Source organism: Kocuria salina, assembly GCF_013368965.1.
Classification (GTDB): Bacteria; Actinomycetota; Actinomycetes; order Actinomycetales; family Micrococcaceae; genus Kocuria; species Kocuria rosea.
In genome coordinates this window covers 1-17845 of the sequence record NZ_SSSF01000012.1, presented here as the reverse complement: position 1 = coordinate 17845, position 17845 = coordinate 1, and the positions used below count along the sequence as shown (strand labels likewise).

The 17845-nt window shown below is 63.8% G+C and carries 25 protein-coding genes and 2 pseudogenes; 14 read left to right on the top strand and 13 right to left on the bottom strand.

Annotated features, from left to right (window positions below):
- Nucleotides 1-72: 72 nt before the first annotated feature.
- Nucleotides 73-1833, top strand: coding sequence for a hypothetical protein (locus E7Z53_RS17570; protein WP_176338433.1), 1761 nt, complete (start codon nt 73-75; stop codon nt 1831-1833).
- A 56-nt stretch (nt 1834-1889) separates the two neighbouring features.
- On the opposite strand, the gene E7Z53_RS17565 is transcribed toward E7Z53_RS17570, so the two are convergent.
- The 3 genes and pseudogenes from E7Z53_RS17565 to E7Z53_RS21000 form a co-directional block, all read right to left on the bottom strand.
- Nucleotides 1890-2981, bottom strand: coding sequence for a DUF4365 domain-containing protein (locus E7Z53_RS17565; protein ID WP_176338432.1), 1092 nt, complete (start codon nt 2979-2981; stop codon nt 1890-1892).
- A 329-nt stretch (nt 2982-3310) separates the two neighbouring features.
- Nucleotides 3311-3394: pseudogene (locus tag E7Z53_RS21005) on the bottom strand (Lsr2 family DNA-binding protein); the annotation flags it as partial.
- Between the two features lie 9 nt (nt 3395-3403).
- Nucleotides 3404-3589, bottom strand: a pseudogene (locus tag E7Z53_RS21000) (Lsr2 dimerization domain-containing protein); the annotation flags it as partial.
- A 173-nt stretch (nt 3590-3762) separates the two neighbouring features.
- Between E7Z53_RS21000 and E7Z53_RS17555 the strand changes: the two are divergent.
- The 6 genes from E7Z53_RS17555 to E7Z53_RS20495 all read left to right on the top strand — a co-directional run bounded on the left by E7Z53_RS17555 (nt 3763) and on the right by E7Z53_RS20495 (nt 7471).
- On the top strand, nt 3763-4356 hold the full coding sequence (locus E7Z53_RS17555; protein ID WP_176338431.1) for a recombinase family protein: 594 nt from the start codon (nt 3763-3765) through the stop codon (nt 4354-4356).
- A 435-nt stretch (nt 4357-4791) separates the two neighbouring features.
- Complete coding sequence (locus tag E7Z53_RS17550) at nt 4792-5280, top strand: hypothetical protein (protein ID WP_176338430.1); 489 nt, start codon at nt 4792-4794, stop codon at nt 5278-5280.
- Between the two features lie 148 nt (nt 5281-5428).
- Nucleotides 5429-5788 carry a hypothetical protein gene (locus E7Z53_RS17545; RefSeq protein ID WP_176338429.1) on the top strand — a complete coding sequence of 120 codons (360 nt, stop codon included), beginning with the start codon at nt 5429-5431 and terminating at the stop codon, nt 5786-5788.
- Nucleotides 5789-6003: 215 nt separating this feature from the next.
- Nucleotides 6004-6624 (top strand): hypothetical protein, encoded by a 621-nt coding sequence (locus E7Z53_RS17540; RefSeq protein ID WP_176338428.1) that lies wholly within the window; start codon nt 6004-6006, stop codon nt 6622-6624.
- A gap of 151 nt (nt 6625-6775) precedes the next feature.
- Nucleotides 6776-7240 (top strand): hypothetical protein, encoded by a 465-nt coding sequence (locus E7Z53_RS17535; protein ID WP_176338427.1) that lies wholly within the window; start codon nt 6776-6778, stop codon nt 7238-7240.
- A gap of 99 nt (nt 7241-7339) precedes the next feature.
- On the top strand, nt 7340-7471 hold the full coding sequence (locus E7Z53_RS20495; protein ID WP_255219666.1) for a hypothetical protein: 132 nt from the start codon (nt 7340-7342) through the stop codon (nt 7469-7471).
- Between the two features lie 94 nt (nt 7472-7565).
- On the opposite strand, the gene E7Z53_RS17530 is transcribed toward E7Z53_RS20495, so the two are convergent.
- Nucleotides 7566-8654: a hypothetical protein gene (locus E7Z53_RS17530; protein ID WP_176338426.1), complete on the bottom strand. Its 1089-nt coding sequence runs from the start codon at nt 8652-8654 to the stop codon at nt 7566-7568.
- A 133-nt stretch (nt 8655-8787) separates the two neighbouring features.
- Between E7Z53_RS17530 and E7Z53_RS17525 the strand changes: the two genes are divergently transcribed.
- Complete coding sequence (locus E7Z53_RS17525) at nt 8788-8943, top strand: hypothetical protein (RefSeq protein WP_176338425.1); 156 nt, start codon at nt 8788-8790, stop codon at nt 8941-8943.
- Nucleotides 8940-9176, top strand: a complete 237-nt coding sequence (locus E7Z53_RS17520) for a hypothetical protein (RefSeq protein ID WP_176338424.1) — start codon at nt 8940-8942, stop codon at nt 9174-9176. Before E7Z53_RS17525 ends, E7Z53_RS17520 begins: the two co-directional genes overlap by 4 nt.
- A 96-nt stretch (nt 9177-9272) precedes the next feature.
- On the opposite strand, the gene E7Z53_RS17515 is transcribed toward E7Z53_RS17520, so the two are convergent.
- Nucleotides 9273-9533: a hypothetical protein gene (locus tag E7Z53_RS17515; RefSeq protein WP_176338423.1), complete on the bottom strand. Its 261-nt coding sequence runs from the start codon at nt 9531-9533 to the stop codon at nt 9273-9275.
- Nucleotides 9534-9565: 32 nt separating this feature from the next.
- Nucleotides 9566-10048: a hypothetical protein gene (locus E7Z53_RS17510; protein WP_176338422.1), complete on the bottom strand. Its 483-nt coding sequence runs from the start codon at nt 10046-10048 to the stop codon at nt 9566-9568.
- Nucleotides 10049-10288: 240 nt separating this feature from the next.
- Between E7Z53_RS17510 and E7Z53_RS17505 the strand changes: the two genes are divergently transcribed.
- The 3 genes from E7Z53_RS17505 (at nt 10289) to E7Z53_RS17495 (ending at nt 12472) form a co-directional block, all read left to right on the top strand.
- A complete protein-coding gene (locus E7Z53_RS17505) occupies nt 10289-11116 on the top strand; it encodes a hypothetical protein (RefSeq protein ID WP_176338421.1) in 828 nt (275 codons plus the stop codon).
- A 124-nt stretch (nt 11117-11240) separates the two neighbouring features.
- A complete protein-coding gene (locus tag E7Z53_RS17500) occupies nt 11241-11849 on the top strand; it encodes a hypothetical protein (RefSeq protein WP_176338420.1) in 609 nt (202 codons plus the stop codon).
- A gap of 119 nt (nt 11850-11968) precedes the next feature.
- Entirely contained in the window at nt 11969-12472 is a 504-nt protein-coding gene (locus tag E7Z53_RS17495; RefSeq protein ID WP_176338419.1) for a hypothetical protein, read from the top strand.
- 185 nt (nt 12473-12657) lie between these two features.
- Here the strand turns inward: E7Z53_RS17495 and E7Z53_RS17490 are convergent, their stop codons facing one another.
- The 4 genes from E7Z53_RS17490 to E7Z53_RS17475 form a co-directional block, all read right to left on the bottom strand.
- The gene (locus E7Z53_RS17490; RefSeq protein ID WP_176338418.1) at nt 12658-13218 is read right to left on the bottom strand and encodes a hypothetical protein; all 561 of its coding nucleotides are present in this window, start codon (nt 13216-13218) and stop codon (nt 12658-12660) included.
- Nucleotides 13219-13228: 10 nt separating this feature from the next.
- On the bottom strand, nt 13229-13660 hold the full coding sequence (locus E7Z53_RS17485; protein ID WP_176338417.1) for a hypothetical protein: 432 nt from the start codon (nt 13658-13660) through the stop codon (nt 13229-13231).
- A 148-nt stretch (nt 13661-13808) separates the two neighbouring features.
- Nucleotides 13809-14030 (bottom strand): hypothetical protein, encoded by a 222-nt coding sequence (locus E7Z53_RS17480; RefSeq protein ID WP_176338411.1) that lies wholly within the window; start codon nt 14028-14030, stop codon nt 13809-13811.
- Between the two features lie 282 nt (nt 14031-14312).
- The gene (locus tag E7Z53_RS17475) at nt 14313-14792 is read right to left on the bottom strand and encodes a hypothetical protein (RefSeq protein WP_176338416.1); all 480 of its coding nucleotides are present in this window, start codon (nt 14790-14792) and stop codon (nt 14313-14315) included.
- Between the two features lie 242 nt (nt 14793-15034).
- Here E7Z53_RS17475 and E7Z53_RS17470 point away from each other — a divergent pair, with 242 nt between their 5' ends.
- Nucleotides 15035-15865: an alpha/beta fold hydrolase gene (locus tag E7Z53_RS17470; protein ID WP_176338467.1), complete on the top strand. Its 831-nt coding sequence runs from the start codon at nt 15035-15037 to the stop codon at nt 15863-15865.
- Nucleotides 15862-16539: a TetR/AcrR family transcriptional regulator gene (locus E7Z53_RS17465; RefSeq protein ID WP_176338415.1), complete on the top strand. Its 678-nt coding sequence runs from the start codon at nt 15862-15864 to the stop codon at nt 16537-16539. Before E7Z53_RS17470 ends, E7Z53_RS17465 begins: the two co-directional genes overlap by 4 nt.
- 122 nt (nt 16540-16661) lie before the next feature.
- Here the strand turns inward: E7Z53_RS17465 and E7Z53_RS17460 are convergent, their stop codons facing one another.
- The 3 genes from E7Z53_RS17460 to E7Z53_RS17450 all read right to left on the bottom strand — a co-directional run.
- The gene (locus tag E7Z53_RS17460; protein WP_176338414.1) at nt 16662-16832 is read right to left on the bottom strand and encodes a hypothetical protein; all 171 of its coding nucleotides are present in this window, start codon (nt 16830-16832) and stop codon (nt 16662-16664) included.
- Nucleotides 16833-16910: 78 nt separating this feature from the next.
- Nucleotides 16911-17246 (bottom strand): hypothetical protein, encoded by a 336-nt coding sequence (locus E7Z53_RS17455; RefSeq protein ID WP_176338413.1) that lies wholly within the window; start codon nt 17244-17246, stop codon nt 16911-16913.
- 64 nt (nt 17247-17310) lie between these two features.
- Nucleotides 17311-17845, bottom strand: a 535-nt coding sequence (locus E7Z53_RS17450; protein WP_217905925.1) for a hypothetical protein, incomplete at its 5' end; no start/stop codon positions are given.

Below are 17845 nucleotides of genomic sequence, written 5' to 3'. Positions count from 1 at the left end.
CGTTCAGCCGTCCGTGAAGTCAATGACCGGATTCGAAGTTCGAGACTTCAGTCATTGCCAAAAAGAAGCGGGATGGACCCGGAAACACTGACCGAATTGACGCAGCATCTTTCAGCATTTATTAGCGCGCTAGACCTTATGGCCAAGACAGATGGGTCAGCCGAATCGATATGCAAAATGGTAGAAGCTCAAAGTTCAATCGAAAGTACCCTTAGGCAGTACAAGGTAACTCAGCCGTTGCGTCCGACTATGTCCGCGCACAAAGCCGTGACGGCCACGCTCCAGCGTATGCAGTCGTTGTGGACGGTTTACGCTGAAGCGCTTTCAGTCTCCAGCATGCTTGATGCACAAAAACTCATCCATCAAGGCCAACTCAGGATTGATGAATGCGCTTTGGATATCGAGGACTACGCATTAGCAGTAAGTGCAGCAAGTGTCTATGAAGACTTAAGTGAGCCCAATTTATTTGAAAGAGGCATAAAAGCATTATTGGTCACCCATCCCAACATGTCCATATTGGATATTGGGAGTAAAGGAGCCGAGGAAGCTAAAAGTCTGACCGGAGTTGAAGTCGATGAAGGGCACGGAGCTCAGTATCTTGCTTTGCAAGCCGTGTCCAAGGTTCACTTAGACCCAGAAAATTTTGAAAAGTTGCTCATTGAAGCGGCCCGACTGTGTCGCGCTAATGAGCGTCTGTTGGCTGTGGCCTCCCAAGCAGGCGCTCTAGAATCACTGGCGAAAAGCTCGCGTCTACTTGTGGAATCTGTTTTTTCCTTTGAGTCGGTTCTCCAGCGCGAAAATGACTCTTACGCACTGCTTCGTCGGATAATTAAATTGTATGGAGAAATATTTGAAGACGTCGCTGCTCCCATTTTTGCCTGGTATTGTTTACTGTCGGGTCAAAAGTCACAACCTTATGCAAGACTGCTTGAAGCTGATGCCACATCACTAGCCAGGTCCTTAGCGCAGAATGATGCCACTTCGAGATTGTTTGCTGGCGTAGCCAATTACCTCCGGAACGCAGCCCAACATGGAAGCAGCTTTGCCTTGAATGGCGACGAAGTTCAATTTCAGCTTCGCTCCTTTGCTGAAACCCTAACGCAGGATCAGGTGATAAATGACGTATTTGCTTTCCTCGAGTCGTTGTTGGCTACGTCATGGGCACTTTCGAACGCTCTTGCGCAGGCGAATGTGTCTATTTTATTGGATGAGCGAGATGCGGCGTACATGGGAGTATCTAAATTTCGCTTAGCATGTATTTCATTAGAACAACACGGGTTTGAACTTGCATCGGCTTGGGAAGACTCCACTTCCTGGACCTTTGAGTTGCTAGGGGAACCTCGTGATGTGCATGTACTGGCCTTGGCTCTTGCGCATAATTCGCCTGATGACGTAGCTGTCACGGTGACAAGCTCACCAGGCGATGAAAATTTGTTAGTTCCCTTTGAAGCGTATACCAAATATACGCACCTAATGGAACAAAAATCCCCACCGGAAGACCTTTTGATGGGTCGGCTGGAATTGTTGCACGCTTGTCAATTCGGAAGCCGTACCAGCTTGACGTCAAGTGCCCTGCAATTTGCTGCTGCTACGTATGGGTTGCATGTACTGGGAGGGGACATTGGTTTTATGCCTTACCTGCGAAAGACTCTAAACCTTGCGGTGTCCACAGGCGATCTAGATGTTGCAGAAATGTGCAAGACTACATTTTCTGTAACAAGAAGGGGTAATCTTTCTAAGAATCTGACCCTTCGTATGGATTTTGCGAAAATGATTTCATCCAACAACGCCCCGGATGTGCCTACTGCGCATAACGTAATCATCGTGCGATAATGCAGATAAACCAGGTGACCTGGGGGCGTCTCAACTACTAAGTGCAAAAGCCCAGGCTAATAATTGTAGTTTATTGTTTTCCATACCAATTGATCCCTGTACTTTAAATAGATGAGCGTACAGGTGAGCACACTATAGGATAGGCTTCCAAGCCCTTGTGGGATCGAGCTCAATCGTCCCATCATGCGACCATAAGTCCCCAAAATATTGCGTTCATCTGCATTAGCTATAACTAGGATTTTGGTCACCCCTTCTTCTTCGAGCTGCTTAAGAAAATCCGTCGCTCGTTCGGCAGCTTTAGCTTGAAGATGATTTCCCAGTACGAGGATGGCGACTTTACCAAATGCGTGGAAAGTTTGCCCTTCTTCTCGAGGGGAGCCGGTGCCATCATGCCCGTACTCCACGCCCAGTGAAAAAATCCACTCGTAGGTAGTGTGAAAGGTGCCTACGATGAACTTCGTTTGATCTCGTGAATTTTTAGGCAAGATTAGCAGGCTATTAACGTCTAGCTCTTTTTCCAGCTTGAAGCGATGAGCTTTAAGCAGGTCATCAACAACATCCATGAATACATTAGGATGGAGTTCCGCTAAGTCGCAACGGAGGGGGTCTAGTCGGTGACCCAAAGGTCGGCCGCGGAATGCGGGGCCATCAATTCGCATGGATTGATGGCGGGCCATTGATCTAATTGCCCGTGTGTCAAGGATTAATTCACTGCTAATGTGTACCGTTACTGTTTTCTGGCCGGGGAGAAATTGAGGAGACAGGATGCTTGTTCCCCACTGACGGTCTACAATATCTTGGACGTCTTCAGCAAGAAACATGTCAGTTGCTTCTATGTATATCACTAAGTAGATAGCCTCGGGGGAGGCGTACCAATACTTTAAGTGTTCAATATCAACTGATACATCTACGCTTCCCCGTTCTTCTAGTTGGGTAGCGGATAGCGTTTCCTTATGCTTGCCTTTGAGTTGAAACCATACCTTTACGTTACTCAGCTTTCTTGAATCGTCTTGCGCAAGCACCAGGCCAGCGTCTAGGCCAGCCCGGTCTCTTCGAAAATCAATGAGTAGGCCCTGACCATGCAGTAGTCTCTCGAACCGCAGGCGGTAGTCATCTTCAAATTCTTCTTCTGTGAGTAGTGAAGGCACATTTTTCCTTCCATTTGATGGCTACAGATTACGCGTCGTCGTAGCGCGCTTGCAGCGTGTCCGAGTCCAGTGCGATTCCATGGTCGCCAACTCATCCGTCTCCTTGATGGATCGGCACGATGCCCCACGCTCACGCCTACATAAGGACATCGGCAGACGCGCTGATTCCACGCAGTGTCTGCGGCTGGCGCCCGGAAGCACATACTTCATCTCGTTGAGCGCACGAGCTATCCGTTGCTTGGCTCGGTACGTGACTATGTCATCTCAGGGTTGCGATGTCCCTGGTTGGCTGAAGTGCTCCTGTACGGCCCCGGTATGGAAGTCATCTCTTAGGGCTGGCCGCCGGCGGCGGCGTGGTAGACCTGGCGGATTTCGGCGGGAACGCGACCACGGGGGGAGACCTGGTGGCCGTGCTTCTTCGCTCAGGTCCGGATCGCGGCGGTCTCGGCGGCATCACCACCGGTGGTCCGGGTGGTGCGGGTGCGGCGCCCGCCGGTGGCTTTGCGTGCGGCGGCCACGAAGGGCCGCAGCGCCTCGTGGAGCTTCTCGGCGTTGACGGTTGAGAGGTCGATCTCGGGGTCGCAACCGTCCAGGCCGAAGGTGAGGGTCTCGTCAGCGGGTCAGCCATCAGTCGTCTTTCAAGCCATGGGATGCGAGACGTCTCGTCTAAGAAATTTGCACCCGCATGATTCCGCGGTTCGGCCTGTCTCGTAGCTATGTGCTTTATCCATGCCCCTAGAATCGGATACTCAACGTTAGTTGCGAGACAGATGGGGTGGACATGGGGAAGCTGATCGGGTACGCCCGTGTGTCGACGCGGCAGCAGGACGCGGACCGTCAAGTGTCTGACCTGCTGGGTGCCGGCGTACGGCGCGATGACGTCTATGTTGACAGTGGAGTGTCTGGAGGTCGTGCATCGCGTCCGGCCTTCGACAAGGCGGTGGCCGCACTCGAGGACGGCGACACGCTGGTGATTACCACGCTGGATCGGTTGGGGCGGTCGACGCAGAACATGCTGGCCTTCGCGGAAGCGCTGCGGGGAAGGGGTGCCGGCTTGCGGGTACTCAACCTCGGTGGGGGAGATGTGGACACCGCCACCCCGATGGGCTCAATGGTCTTCACCGTCATGGCCGCCCTGGCCCAGATGGAACTGGAGATCAAGCGGGAACGGGTAACCGACTCGGTGGCCAAACGCAGGGCGGCAGGCAAGGACCTCGGCGGGCGGCGCCAGACGTTCACCGACTCCCAGATCCGCAATGCTCTCCGGCTGATCGAGGGAGGCGAGCCGGCCACCCAGGTCGCCCGGGACCTTGGCATGTCCAGGGCCACCCTCTACCGGCGGATTCGAGAGCTCCCGCAAGCGACGACCATCTGAGTCCGTCGTTGCCTGTGGACATCGTGGTGCGTATGACGCACCTGAGCGGGCTTTTTACCGGGCGGGGTAAACGGGCATGACAACCGCGCTTGGTTGCCTGCGTTCCTCAGGGGTGCATCCGGGCCCGCTTGAGGTCCCTCTAACGTGCCCCTTCTGGTCGGGACCGGGTCAAGACGGGCTACTCGAGGATGGTGGCCCCAACATGCACGGAAGTTCACAAACGCACATAGGGGCGGGGGGTGGGCCCCGGTGGACAACACTGGTGGGTGACTAGGCACACGGCGCAAAACGGGGGAGAGACTGGGAATGGGCGGACGCGGACCACAGCAGCTACTGAGGCTTTGTGGAATCACGGTCATAGGTATGGGGTTGGTTCCCATCGTGTGGAACATCTTGGGGTGGGATCCGGTCGACCGGAGTGAGGGCCTCAGTATCGTGGTCGACATCTTTTTTGGTCTCATGGCGGTGGGCTTGGGAGTGATGCTGCTTAGTTATGCCCGTACTCGCAGCATTGAGATGGCTCGGTGGAGGTATGGGCACGCACTAGTGGCCTTGTTGGTCAACGCGGGGGTGCTGGCATTTTTGGCCACCGCCGGCCCTATTACGCTCGAGACCGCCTTGGCGGCCTTCCCGATCCTCTTGGGACTTTGCTTGGTTCTACCGTTTTCCATCAGCCCTCGCGCCGATTGGGAGCCACCTACTGATGTGCAGTCTCAGCGGAGGACCTTGCGGCGGATTGCTTTGGGCTACGGGGTCATGGCGGCTTTCGCCGCCGCATTCAGCTTGGTTGTGGCTGTTTTTGGCACCTTGACTTCAACCACATTTATGTTGCCCATGGCAGCGATGTTTCTGACCCTTGCCCTCCTCAACTGGGGTGAATCTCAGAACCCGCAACCCTGGGCGAGCTCACCCCGTACTAACTAAATAGCGTCGCAACAGGGGTTTCTCTGGCGCACAAGAGGGCATCGAGCAGAGCGGAACTGGCGTGTGAGGATACGACTACCTGCGCCATGAGCGGTAGCAGACCAGCAGAACGGAGCAAGCGCAGATGTCGTCGAATGGGATAGCCCAGTTGATCATCGGTGTGTTCGGCCTTCTGCTGATCGTGCTCACGGTCGTCGAGTCCCCGGACTTTGCCTGGTCTCTGGTTCCCCTTGCCTTCATCATTCTGGCTCTGCTGTTTGCCCTGCCGGGGCGACGGCTCGCCTGGGGGTCGAAATCGCCGAAGACGCAGCGGGTGATCTACACGGCGGTCTTCGTGCTGGGGGCGATCCTGGCCATGCTTCTGCCCGAAGTCGTCCGGGGGGAGGGGGTGTCCTGGTTCATCCTTCCCGTCACGGTGATTGCTGCAGCGGTCATCGGAACCATTAGCTGGTTCACTTTCCGAGCGCAGGGGCAAGGGTCCGAGGGCGGCGGGAGAGAGATTCGCTGACATGGAAGTTGTCCAGCCTGTCCGGGTGGACACGGGCCCTTGCCGTGGAATAGGGCGCGGGAGCCGAGCATCCACGGGTGCAGCTGGGGTTCTTGACGCGACGCGATGGCTGTCGGCGCATGTCCCTTCACAACAACGATCGTTCACTTATGCACATATGATCGATGTTTGTACCGGGCGGTAGGGCGGGGTCCGTCCAGATATGGGGGTGGTGGGTGCAACAGCGACGGTGGGCGCAGCTGACGGTGTTGGGTGGGTTGTTCATGATCGCCGTGGGGGCGGTGCCCCTGTGGTGGAGCATCGGGCACCTGACCTCACCGGTCACCTCGGAGCTCTTCGCCCCCTGGCTGGGCGTGCTGACCGGGGCGATGGCGGTCGTTCTCGGTGTCCTGCTCATCAGTGGTGTGCTCCGCCGGGCTCCCCGGCAGCTGAGCCGTCGACGGTCCACCCGGATCATGCTGGTGTGGTGGCCGATCGCCGGGGTGCTGATGCTGCTCAGCAGCTGGGAGGATCCCACCATGGCCGGTGTCGCGCTGTTCCCCTTCCTGGTGGCGTTCCCCGTGGCGGCACTGTTCGAGCAACCGCGGCAGCAACAGCGCTACGCCCAGCTCATCGCCACCCGTCCGCACCGGGTGCAGGCCATGATCGGTATCGGGGTGGTCGGCTCCGTGCTCTTCGGTGCCTTCGGTGTGCTGTCGGCGGTCGCGCGGGACTGGCAGTCGCTGGGGGCTTTCCTGGCGTTCTTCCTGATGAGTTCCAGCTATCTGATGGGGGCGCGAGCCGACCGTCGACAGTTCTCTTCGCCGGGGGCACATCCCTGGGGGACCGGTTCCTGAGGTCTCTCCTCGTGCGGGCCGAGGAGTAGGACCCGGCGGGCCCTTCGGGCGACGCTAGAGCCGCATCACGCCCCGAATGAGGGGTCAGACAGGCGATGTGCTGTCGTGCCAGGATGCCGTTACCGCAGGCAATGACTGGGGGAGGGGAACGATGCTGACCGGGGTCGACAAGGTGCTGCTGGCGCTGTGGCTGGTGCCTCTGGCCGTCGGCGCAGGCGCTGGTGTGAATACCGGCGGGGACGAGCGGATGGTCCTCCTCTTCGTCACCGGGATCACCGCCCTGATGTACGTGATCACGGTGATCAGCATGTTCCACTACGCCCGTCGCCGGCGCGAGTGGGCCGAGCAGATGGCCGGTGAAGAAGCGGACCCCGACCAAGTGGAGGGGCGCATGTTCTACCCCGGGCACGGCTACATCGACACCCCGCGAGCCCGCGGACGGTCCATGATCACCAGCGACGCGATGAAACTGTTCATCGTCATCCCGGTCGCGGTCTTCTTCGGCGTCACCCAGGGTGAGTGGACCTTCGCCGTGTTCGCTTTCGAGTTCATCGCCATGCTCACCATGGGTGTCTACCTCCACGAGCGGGACACGGAGCTCGACCCGGCGAAGTGACTGGAAGCCCGAAGCGGCCGGGTCGAGGGCCTGGGGCAGGTTGAGACTCTTCATTGCGGTAGGGGGTTCGAAGAGGGCCCGAATCCCGGGGAGCTCACCGTGCGCGCCGGCAACGACGTGGGCGTGGAGCTCGAGGCGGTCCCCGGTGCCGGGACACAGTTGCCGGGGTGCTCGGCGGGGTGCCCGCTGCTGGGCTACCGGGTGCGGCTGGAGGTCGCCGCCGACGCGTAGCTGCCGGCCTACCTAGCCGGCCGCGGCCCCGGTCAGGGAGAGCAGGAGCTTGTTCATGGCTCCACGCTACCCAGGGGCGCGTCGCCGCTGGTCGTCAGCCGGTGGGCTCGGCGGTGTGCAGTGCGCGCAAATAGCCCCAGGCCCGGGGAGCCCGGAGGGCGTTGATCACGGTGAGGATCACGAGGGCCCCCAGTGCACCCAGCCACGGGAAGCCAGGGGCGGCCAGTGCGCTGAGGGCGACAGCTACGACCATGGCGACGCCTGTCACCACTCCTTCGATGTTCTGGCAGGCGACGACACCGACCGCGGCCCGCACCTCGGGGTGCTCGGGCAGAACCCCGGTCTTCGCAGCCGCAGCGAACGCCGGCTTCCATTGCGCCTCACCGACCCGCTGGTCGTATCGGGGGCGAGGGGCCTGGGCGTAGCGGTCGACGAGCATGACTAGACCGGCGAGGGCGAGCAGCGGCACCGGCCACCAGGGAGTGCGTGTCTCACCGTTCTCGTCCAGCACGAACCGGACGACCAGTGGCAGCCCGATGACCATCACCGCCGCCTCGGGCAGTGTGCGCATCAGGACCTGACCGGCCGTCGGCACGGGCACCGCTGTGGTCTCGTGGGCTGCTGCGGGAATGGCACTGACCGCATCTGATGGCGTCGGCCGGCCAGTGGAGTGCGTGGCTTGCAGGTAGACCCAGCCGTGGCGGGCTTGGCGGCCCGCGACCACGGTAGCCGCAGCGCAGAGCGCCGCGAGCACCAGCCACAGCCACACCGCACGAGTCGTCCAGGTGATGGTCGCACCAACGGCAGCGGCGCCGACCAGCACGGTTTTCTCGACCTGCCAACAGGCCAGGGCCGCGGCTGCCTGCGCCGGAGATCTCGGTGGAAGTCGACCGCTCTCGGCCGCGATCGCCAGGTCCCATTTCAGCGGTGCCAGCTCGGTGTCCGGTGACAGCGCGGGTCGAGGCGCCTTCGTGAGTCGATGGAGGAAGAGGGCGGCCGGGACCAGTAGTCCCGGGAGGAGCAAGAACCAGTCGGCTCGTGCGTCGCCGTTCTCGTCCAGGCCCCACAGCGCCAACCCCGGAATACCGATGACCAGCATGAGCGCGGCAGGAAGTGTCCGCGCCAGCACCTGCCCGGCACGCGGTATGGGCACCTCGTCGGTGCGCTGGGCGGGCTGGTCCATGGTGGTGACGCTACCGCCCGGTGACGGCGCACCGCTTGGGCCACAAGAGGGGAACGACGAGGCTGGTGCGCGCGTGCCAGGATGCGCGGACCGAGACACGAATAAGGGGGTTGCTATGACGGGTGGAGTGCGGATGCGGACCGCACTGTGGGCGCTCGTTTACCTCGTCGTCGCCGGCTGGCAGATCGCCTTGGGACACGTGGGGTTCATCGCCATCTTCACCGGGTTGTTGCTGCTCGGGTTGTTCCTGATGCGCCTCGACAACAATCGCGGGCGGGGTCGCCGGTGAGCACCCGCACGCCGCGGCACCGGGCGCCGCAGTCGGCTCAGGCGCGCCGGGCCGAGTGGCAGGGTCTGCTGGCGCTGATCTCGTTACCGTTCCTGCTGGCGTTCCTGATCTGGTTCGCCGTGCGCACCGACAATGTGCTGCAGATGATCGGACTGATGGCTGTCGTGTGGGGCGGAATGTGGTTAGACGACAAGCGGAAGGCGCGGAAGAAGGCCAATGCCGGCGGCAACTGAGCGCAGTCGCTGGGAATCGATGCGGCGCCCGCTCAGCGTTGCGGTTGCTCGAGCACGTGGCGCTGGCCGACGGCGTTGACTGTCTCTGGTTGGCGGTCAGGATCCTGGAGGGCTGCTCCGCCCGAGTCTCGGTCTCTTGTGCATGGCCGAGGTCGTGCCCGGTGGCGTGTGGCGTCGTTCGTGGCGGATCGCCCACCAGATCACCGCGGCCATCGCCGCGACGAAGCCCAGTACGAGGGCGACCTGGACCCCGGTGGGGAGGGTGGACCACCAGTCACCGAAGGGTTGGAGCCCCATGTCGAGCATGGAGCGGCGGGTTCCGTCGAAAGCCGGCGCAGTGGGGGTCGGTGTCGTCATCGTGGGTGCCCGTTCTTCCGGTGGACCCGGGTCTAGTTGCGCCGGGTGGCGTCGTGCAGGCTGGGATCAGGTGGCCGTCGCTGGATGGGATCCTTGCGTTCCAGCCGTTCGATCCACGCGAAGGCGATCCACACCCCCAGGGCTGTCGTCGGTGCCATGAGGTTGTCCGTGCGCAGGATGAAGACCACCATCGCCGCCAGGAACACCAGGGCGATCCCGCGCAGGGGCACCGCCCTCCGACGGCCGTGCACGCCCGCTGTGCTGGAGGTGGTGGCCTGCCGGTCCGTGGCTGTCGGAGACATCGACTCTGCAGCCGCGTGTTGACGTCTGCTGCGGTGGCGGTGAATCCAGATGAGATTGAGTGCTACCCAGGCTCCCATCGCCACCGCGGCCACGGTGTGCTCGTCCGTCCACCCGTGCAGCACGGCGTGGATCAGCACGGTCAGAAGGATGGTGCCCCAGATCGTGACGTCCCACCACCGGGCACTCCACCCTGGTGCGCTGCTGTTGCCCACTGGTTCCCTCCGTCGCTGTGGAATCCCAGCCAACCAGCTGCCGGTGCGACAGGGAACGGTCACGCTTGTGGACTCTTCAGCGGTGCTGTCGGGCGGCCGTTCCACAGGGCCGCTCCACTAACGGGCCCCCACCCCTCTGCGGTTTGCTACCGCACATGTGTGTCTGGTGGGTTCATCTTCTCGTTGATAGGCAGAGAGGATGAGTCTTCCCTGTGCTGCCGAGTCGATCGGTGCGGGCCGATGAGCGAGAAACCGCGCACGCCCACCGCTGCGGTCATTGTCCTGGTTGTCGTCCTCGTGGGGGGTCTTCTGGCGCTGCGCCTGGTGGAGATGCCCTGGTGGGGGTGGGTGCTGGGCTTCGCGGGCCTGGCTGTGGCGGGATGGGTGTTCGCCCGGTTCGCCGCACACGCCCCCCGGCACGACCGCTTCGTTCTCGAGGACCGGTGGGCTACTGCGCTTCCGGTGTCTGAGGCGCTGGAGCGCATCAGCGCACACTTCGCCGGCGAAGGCGCAACTGTCCACGAGAGCCAGGACGGGACCACCGTGGAGATGGGCTCGGACCGGAAGTTCCGGTTCCTCGGGGTCGAATCCGTCCGGGGCCGCCGAGCCTTTCCCGCCGCCCTGACCGTCACCGCTGTGCCCTCAGGAACGGGGGCGGTGCTCTCCGCGCGGGCCCGGGACAACCTTGGGTGGTATCTGTTCATGCGCCCGGGTGTTCCGCGGTGGGCGGCCGAGCGCAACGCCCACCTGATCGATACCTGCCGCTCCCTCACCCGCCCGGAGGACACGGAGAGCCAGGAACCCGGGGGCTCCCATCTGGGGCGCCTGACCGAGCGGGAGCCTGACCCCGGGCCGGGGCCGATGGACGCGCTGAACATCTCCAACCTCGTCAAGATCTGGCTGGCCTGGCTGATCCTGACGGTGCTGGCGGTCTTCGCCGGGCTGGACCTGTCCCTCGGGACGTACGCGGCGTTCACCGGGATGGCCGTGGTCGTGACGGCCGGGATGTGGTGGGCTGAACGCCGCCGGAAGAGCAAATGGGCCGCCCGGGATCACGATCTGCGATGAGACCAATACACCGTGAGCCATCCGGGACGGGGTGCCACCGATCTGAGGTGCCCCGGACGCACCACCGCCACGCACTCCAGGGCTTCGTCAGCACTGTCACCGCACCATTCAAGGAGTTCCGATTGTGAGCACCCCACCGGATAACCCAGGACACCCCAGTCACCCCTACGAACCCACCCGCAGCACCTCGCCCCGGGCCGCCCCGGCCGAATGGTCCGCAGGGGCGGGCCCCGGCCAGCAGCGCGGTCCGGTGCCGGCGCCGCGGCAGCTCAAACGGCTGCTGGGCCTGACCGTGGCCTCAGGCGCCCTGTATACGGCCCTCGGGGTGGTGGTCACGGTTATCTTCGCCACGACGGACTTCGCCGCGATGTACCAGCGCATGGGGGTGCCGGCCGAGGACGCCGGCCAGGTCGGCACCATGATGGGGCAGATGCGCGGCTTCTCGATCGCCTCCGGGGTGATCGCGATCGTGGTGCTGGTGGGCCTCTACGCCACGGAATACGTGTTCCTGCGCAAGGGCGCGAACTGGGCGCGGATCGTGGGCATCGTGGCCGCGATCCTGAGCTCGCTGGGCTTTTTGGGCAACCTCTTCGGGTTCTGGCTCTACGGGCAGTGGGCGATCGTGCTGATCGCCATCGGCATCGCCTTCATCGCGGTCAACATCGCCTGGCTGGTGACCGCGTTCCAAGCCCCGCTGCGCGCCTGGTTCACCCAGCCGCGCTACCCCCGGTGAGGTCCATGCCTGTCCTCGGCCTTCGCCGCCTCGATGCCTGAGAAGTTCAGGACGGCCTGCCGGCGAACGTGCGACTGGACCGGGCTTGCCCTCACCGGCAGCGGCGCGAGGAGGAGACGATGAATTGGATTGCCCTCGGGATTCTGATGAGCGTGGGCCTGGCCAATGTGGTCCTCACCCTCGCTCGGGCACCGGTGGCTGCCCGGCTGGCGAAAGCCCCCCAGGACGTTCCGCGGGTGGCCGTGTCGCTGGCGGTGACGTCCTTCCACCTCGCGATGGTCGCAATGAGCCTGTTTCTGACCTTCATCACGACCGTCCAGGTCCTCTACGCCGACCCGGATCCCATGGTGGTCATCGCCCCGATCCTCGGGGCGTTGTTCTTCGCCTACGGCTACCTCATGGCCCGCTACCGCAGCCAGTACATGGGCCGGCTCTCCTACCAGCAGTGGGTCGGGGCAGCCGCGGGGGAGACGGCGGAGCTGTACGCGCAGGCCTACCGGAAGCGAGCCTGGATCGTGGGCTGGGCCGTGGCCCCCTTGGTCCTGGTGCTCATCGCACGGCTGGTCTTCTTCGGGGCCCTCGGAACCGTTGACGAGATGCCGGCGGGGATGCACTGGAGGTGACGCCGCACTCGGCTGCGCGCCCACCTCGTCCGCAGTGGCTCTGGCCAAGCATCGATGGCGCTGCAGGCAGAGAGACCACGATGGCCCACCGGCCCAAGGACTCACCAGCACCCCGGACCGGTGCACCAGCCGGGCCGTGTGAACCTCGGCCTGCCTCACGTCTCCGACGATGCAATAAGGGTTCGTTAGTTGGCGTGGTCGTCGTGGTGCACCGCGCGCAGGTAGGCCCAGGGGTGCCGGGCGCGGAGAACGTGGATGAGCGCCAGGATCCCGGCGACGACGGCGAAGACGGTCCAAGCCGGCTGCGGCACCAGCAGCGAGGCGATCAGCACCCCGGTCGTGGCGGCCACGGCGTAGGCGGCGGCCTCGACCCGTTGGCAGGCCGTGGCAGCGGCGGCGGCGCGGACTCGCGGCTCCGAGGGCACGGCACCGGTCCGGGCGGCGGAGACCAGCGCGTTGCGCACCCGTTCCGCGGACACCGACGGCAGGCCAGTGGGCCGTGGGGGGCGGGCGAGTCGGGCCAGGAGGTGGAACAGGGCCAGGAGACCGAGCAGCAGCGCCGGCCGCCACGGGGTGCGCAGCTCACCGGAGGAGGTGTCCAGCAGCCACCACAGCGCCACCGGCATCGCAACGACGAGGACCGCGGCGGCAGGCGCGGTGCCGACCACCACCTGGCCGACAGTGGGGACCGGGGCGGTGTCGACCGGTGAGGACTCGTCGGGTGCGGGCCGGGGGCGGTCGTCCATGCCGCTCACGCTACCGGCCGCCCTCGGCGGTGGTCGTGGACTGGCCGGTGGCCCGCGTGCTCCGGAGGTGGTGCAGGCCCGCCCCCAGCAGCACGAGCATCCCGGCGGGCACGGCGTGCAGCACGGCGAGGTCCAGGGCCGCTGTGGCCCACCGGGCTGTTTCCACCACGGTCAGGGTCATGCCCTGGCTGACACCGAGCACCGCGGTGTAAAGATGCGCGGCGAGCACCATCGCAGCACCGACGACGGCCCAGAGTGCGACGGCCTGTCCGGTGGGCACCAGGCGATACCCGTCGGCCACCGCCCAGAGCCCGGCCGGGACGAAGACGACCACGGTGGCGGCCTGCCCCGGGTCGAGGTCAGGGTTCCGGAGGAACCAGTCGCTGCGCAGCAGCACCTCGAAGCTCACCTGCAGGGCCACCATGATCGGCACCCAGCGCACCAAGAAATGCCAGATCCACCGGGCAGCACTCCTCCAGGGCCGGGCAGGCATTTGAGCTGGGGCATCCACAGGACGGGCTCCTTCCTGGACGGCGACGAGGTCATCGCTCGATACACGGGCCTCGAGGGCAGGCGCCTTCTGGGGGGGTCTACGGTCGCCAGCTACCGGGGCGGTCGCCGTGCTGGCGCACGTAGTCCCTGATGCCGGCGGTCACGCCTTTGCGCACCACCCAGTAGAAGATCAGCAACGAGAGCACGAACATGACCAGAGGGAAGAGCAGGGCCAACAGGGGCAGACCCCAGTCACCGGCAGTGGGATTGATCCCGGACGCGGCCAGGACGCCGGGCGGTGCGGCGAGATCGGTGAGCATCGTGGTGAGCCTCCTCGGGTGGGGCTTCCCACGCTACTGAGACGCGATCGAACCTCCCGGACTGCGCCGACGCCCTGCGTGTCGTGCAGTCACCGTGGTACGACGACTGGAGTCCGCGGATCTCACCACTCCACAGTGCAGTAGGGGTTCCCCCCTTGCGGTGGACGGAAAGCGGGGGCTTGTACGGGTATGGGTGTGGATCAGCCCAGCACCTGCCCGACCGGAGGCCTCGTCCGCGCGCCGGATGCGGTGATGAGCGCTGTGCCGGCGGATCGAGAAGAGCTACTCGGGGGCGGTCGTCGGTGAAGCGGACACGCCCCAGTAGAGCTCTTGGCCGTCCGGGAGGACTTTCACGCTGAACGTTTCCGGCGTTGGCTCCTCGGGGATGCCGACGTAGGTGGTCGTGGTGATCGGCGGGCGTGGGCAATCCCCTCCGCCGTAGTTGCCGCTCTCGCCGCTGAGCACGATATGCGCCGAGGGATCCTCGACTGCAGTTGCAGACCCGGTGGGCTCGCAGGCCATCGTGATGGCGTACCACCCGGGCTCGACGTCGGGGATCGCGTCGTTGGCATGGGCGCCGTCCGGGGTCGCGATGTTGGTCATGGAGAAGCCGCCTTCAGCTGGGACGGGCAGGGTGTCGGCGGTCCAGCTGGTGAGGTCGGGCTCCGGGTGTGATTCCGAATTCGGTGACGATCCGCAGGCGGTGATGGCCAGTGTCATCGCGGTGGTGGCGGTTGCGACGGTGAACGTTCGGCTCGTCATGCCGGTCACCCTAGACGCTATGAGGCAAATCGTCGGTTATTCCTTCGAGGGAACCCCCTCGGGTTCACCTGACTTCTCGACCTACCTGGTTGCGGTGAGGGTTCCCATGTCATGCGTGGATATCGCGCTGTTCCGTGGGGCGGTGCCGTGGTGTAACCCCTTCGCTCCGGGGGGTGCAAGTCATCCATATGTGACTAATTGACCAAATCCGTTCAACCGGTCATTCTAGGTGGGTGAGTGAGATGATCGGGCAGGTGCGGGAAGTGGTGGTGGAGCGCTCCGGGTGCCGCTTGCACGCTTGGTTGCATGGCCCGGAGACGGCGCCCCTGGTGGTGCTGCTGCATGGGGCGACGATGGATCACCGCATGTTCGGCACTCAGGTGGGGCCGTTGCTGGAGGCGGGCTACCGGGTGATGACGATGGACCTGCGTGGGCACGGGGTGTCCAAGCCGATCGGACGGGTGCCGTTGCAGGTGACGGATCTGGCGGAGGACGTGCTCGCGCTGGTCGAGGAGGTCACCGCCGATCGGTTGGTGGTGGTCGGTCAGTCGCTGGGGGCCTATGTCGCTCAGGACCTGGTGCTGCGGCATCCCCAGCGTATCGTCGCCCTGGGGATCATCGGGGCGACGTGTACGACGGCTCCGATCCCGCGTGCGGAGCTGTTCCTGCTGCGCAGTTCGCTGCTGTGGTTCCGGTGGTGGCCCTACAGGCACCTGCAGGATGTGATGGCGACCTCGCTGGCGATCAGCCCCGGGGTGCGGGCCGATGCCCGAGAGGCGATGAGCGCGCTGAGCAAGCAGGAGTTCCTGGCCGTCTGGGGCGCGGTCACGCGAGTTCCCCGGCCCCGCCCGGGCTATCGGATCGAGCACCCGCTGCTGCTGACCCACGGTGACCAGGACCGGACCGGCACCATCGCCAGGTCGGCGCCGGCCTGGGCTGCCCGTGATCCCCAGGCACGGTATGAGATCGTCCCGGGCGCCCGGCACAACGCCAACCAGGACAATCCCGCGTTCTTCAACCGCGTCCTGGTGGAGTTCCTGGCTGAGCACGCCCCCGCCGGGAGGGCACGGTGAGCGCCCGCGACACCCAACGGCGGGAGAAGCTGCTCGACACCACCGTCGCCCTCATGCTGCGGCGGGGCGTCCGAGGCGCCTCGATCGATGAGATCGCCCGGGAGGCCGGGATCTCCAAGGGAGCCGTCTACCTGGAGTTCCCCAGCAAGGCCGCCCTCGTCGACGCCGCCGTGCGGCGGGAGCTCAGCCACTACATCGCGCAGACGTGCTCCCGGGTCGAGGCCGACCCCGAGGGCGGGCGGCTGTCGGGCATCTACCGCCACTCGATCGCGGTGCTGCTCGAGCGCCCGTTTATGCGCGCCCTCTACGCCGACACCGGGCGTATCCTCGACGGGCTGCTGCGAGGACCCGAACGCTATCGCCCCCGCGTGATGCTGGGAACGGCTTTTCTGCAGGAGCTCATCGATGCCGGGTTGCTGAGACCCGACGTTGATCCCGCCGTCACCAGCCATCTGCTCAGTGTGCTCGCCGTGGGCCCGTTGCTGGCCGAACCTGTGCTGGGCGATGAGACGACACCGTCCTTGGATGCGACCTTCGAGCTGCTCGCCGACCTCGTGGTCACCGGGCTGGAGCCCGAGAACCCCTCCGAACCAGCCGCCGGTGCGGCCGCCTTCCGCGAACTCGCCGAAGGCCTCGTACAGGCACTGGCCGACGACTCCCAGCCCGCCCACTGACCCACCAGTGCGCCCTGGTAGTGCAAAGAGCCCATGCCCGGAACGTTGCAGATGAGGTTGGTCTGCCGGGACCTCGAGGCTGTGCCTGCTCGGCGGCGCTCAGATCGTGTGAGCTGGACGCTTCACGTCAGGTAGGAAATGAACATTGACCCGCCGAGCGACGCCGCGCCGAACGTCAGGGCGGCCATCACGAGCTTCGTGTCGCTCCACTGGAACTTGTAGCGCCCGATCAACACCGTCACGACCAGCAGCACCAAGCAGATCGAGTTCAAGACGATAAGCACTGTCTGCATGTCAATCCTCGTTCGGCTGTTGCTCGTCGTCTCTGAAGCAGTGGTGAGTCAGCGGAGCAGGAGAAGTGGCCGGGGCCGTCAGTAGGTGAAGAAGGCGACTATTGCGGCGACCAGGAAGATGCCGGCGCTGATGAGCATGAGGAACGAGTACTTCCGGCAGATCTCCATGGCTTCCTCGATGGTCAGCCCTCGTTCCACGGCCAGCAAGTAACGTGCGCCGGTCAGTGTCGGGGACCATTTCTGGCGGTACATGAGGTAGGAGAGGGAGGTCAGGGCGGAGGCGGCAAGGAACACCCATGCCATGCCTTCGTTGCCGCCCCTCCAGGTGCCGCCGAGAATAACGACCAGCAGCACGAAAACGGCCATGGCCACGAATCCACCGAAGGTCATGATGATGAAGGTCTTGGCGGTCATCGAATACTCTCCGCATCGTGTCGTGCCCTGTGTCGGCCACTGCCTGCTGCCGCAACTCGTGCCGTCATCGGAGCAGGCCGGCCACGAGCACGGTCAGCGGCAGGACCGCGGCCAGTACGTAGATCCACCACCAGCGGGATGAAGCGGCCGCATACATGGACGGGTTCTCCTCCGGGTGGGCGGGGCCATTGAAGGCCGTGTAGATCGCCTCGCCGAAACGCTCCGCGAAGAACCGCGCCAGCACCGCGCCCGCCAGGAGGATGGCGCTGATCCCTACTGGGAAGCCCACCGTCACCCACAGTGGCTGAGAGTCGTCCAGGGCGGAGAACAGCATGAGCGTCATCGCCGCGGCCACCGCAGCAGTAGCGGTGAAGATCGCCACCACCACCACCTGCGCGGCCACTGGCCCCACGGCATCCGTAGTGGGAGCCAGTCGCTGGGCAACAGGAGTTCGTACCCATCCCAAGAGGATTGCCACCACCATGGTGACCACGGCGCCAAACAGGACGATGTTTTCCATGAATGCCCCTGATCCAGCGGCCCACCACCACATGTTCACGTCAGCAAATATGCTGAGTTGAGCGATACCGTACCACCGG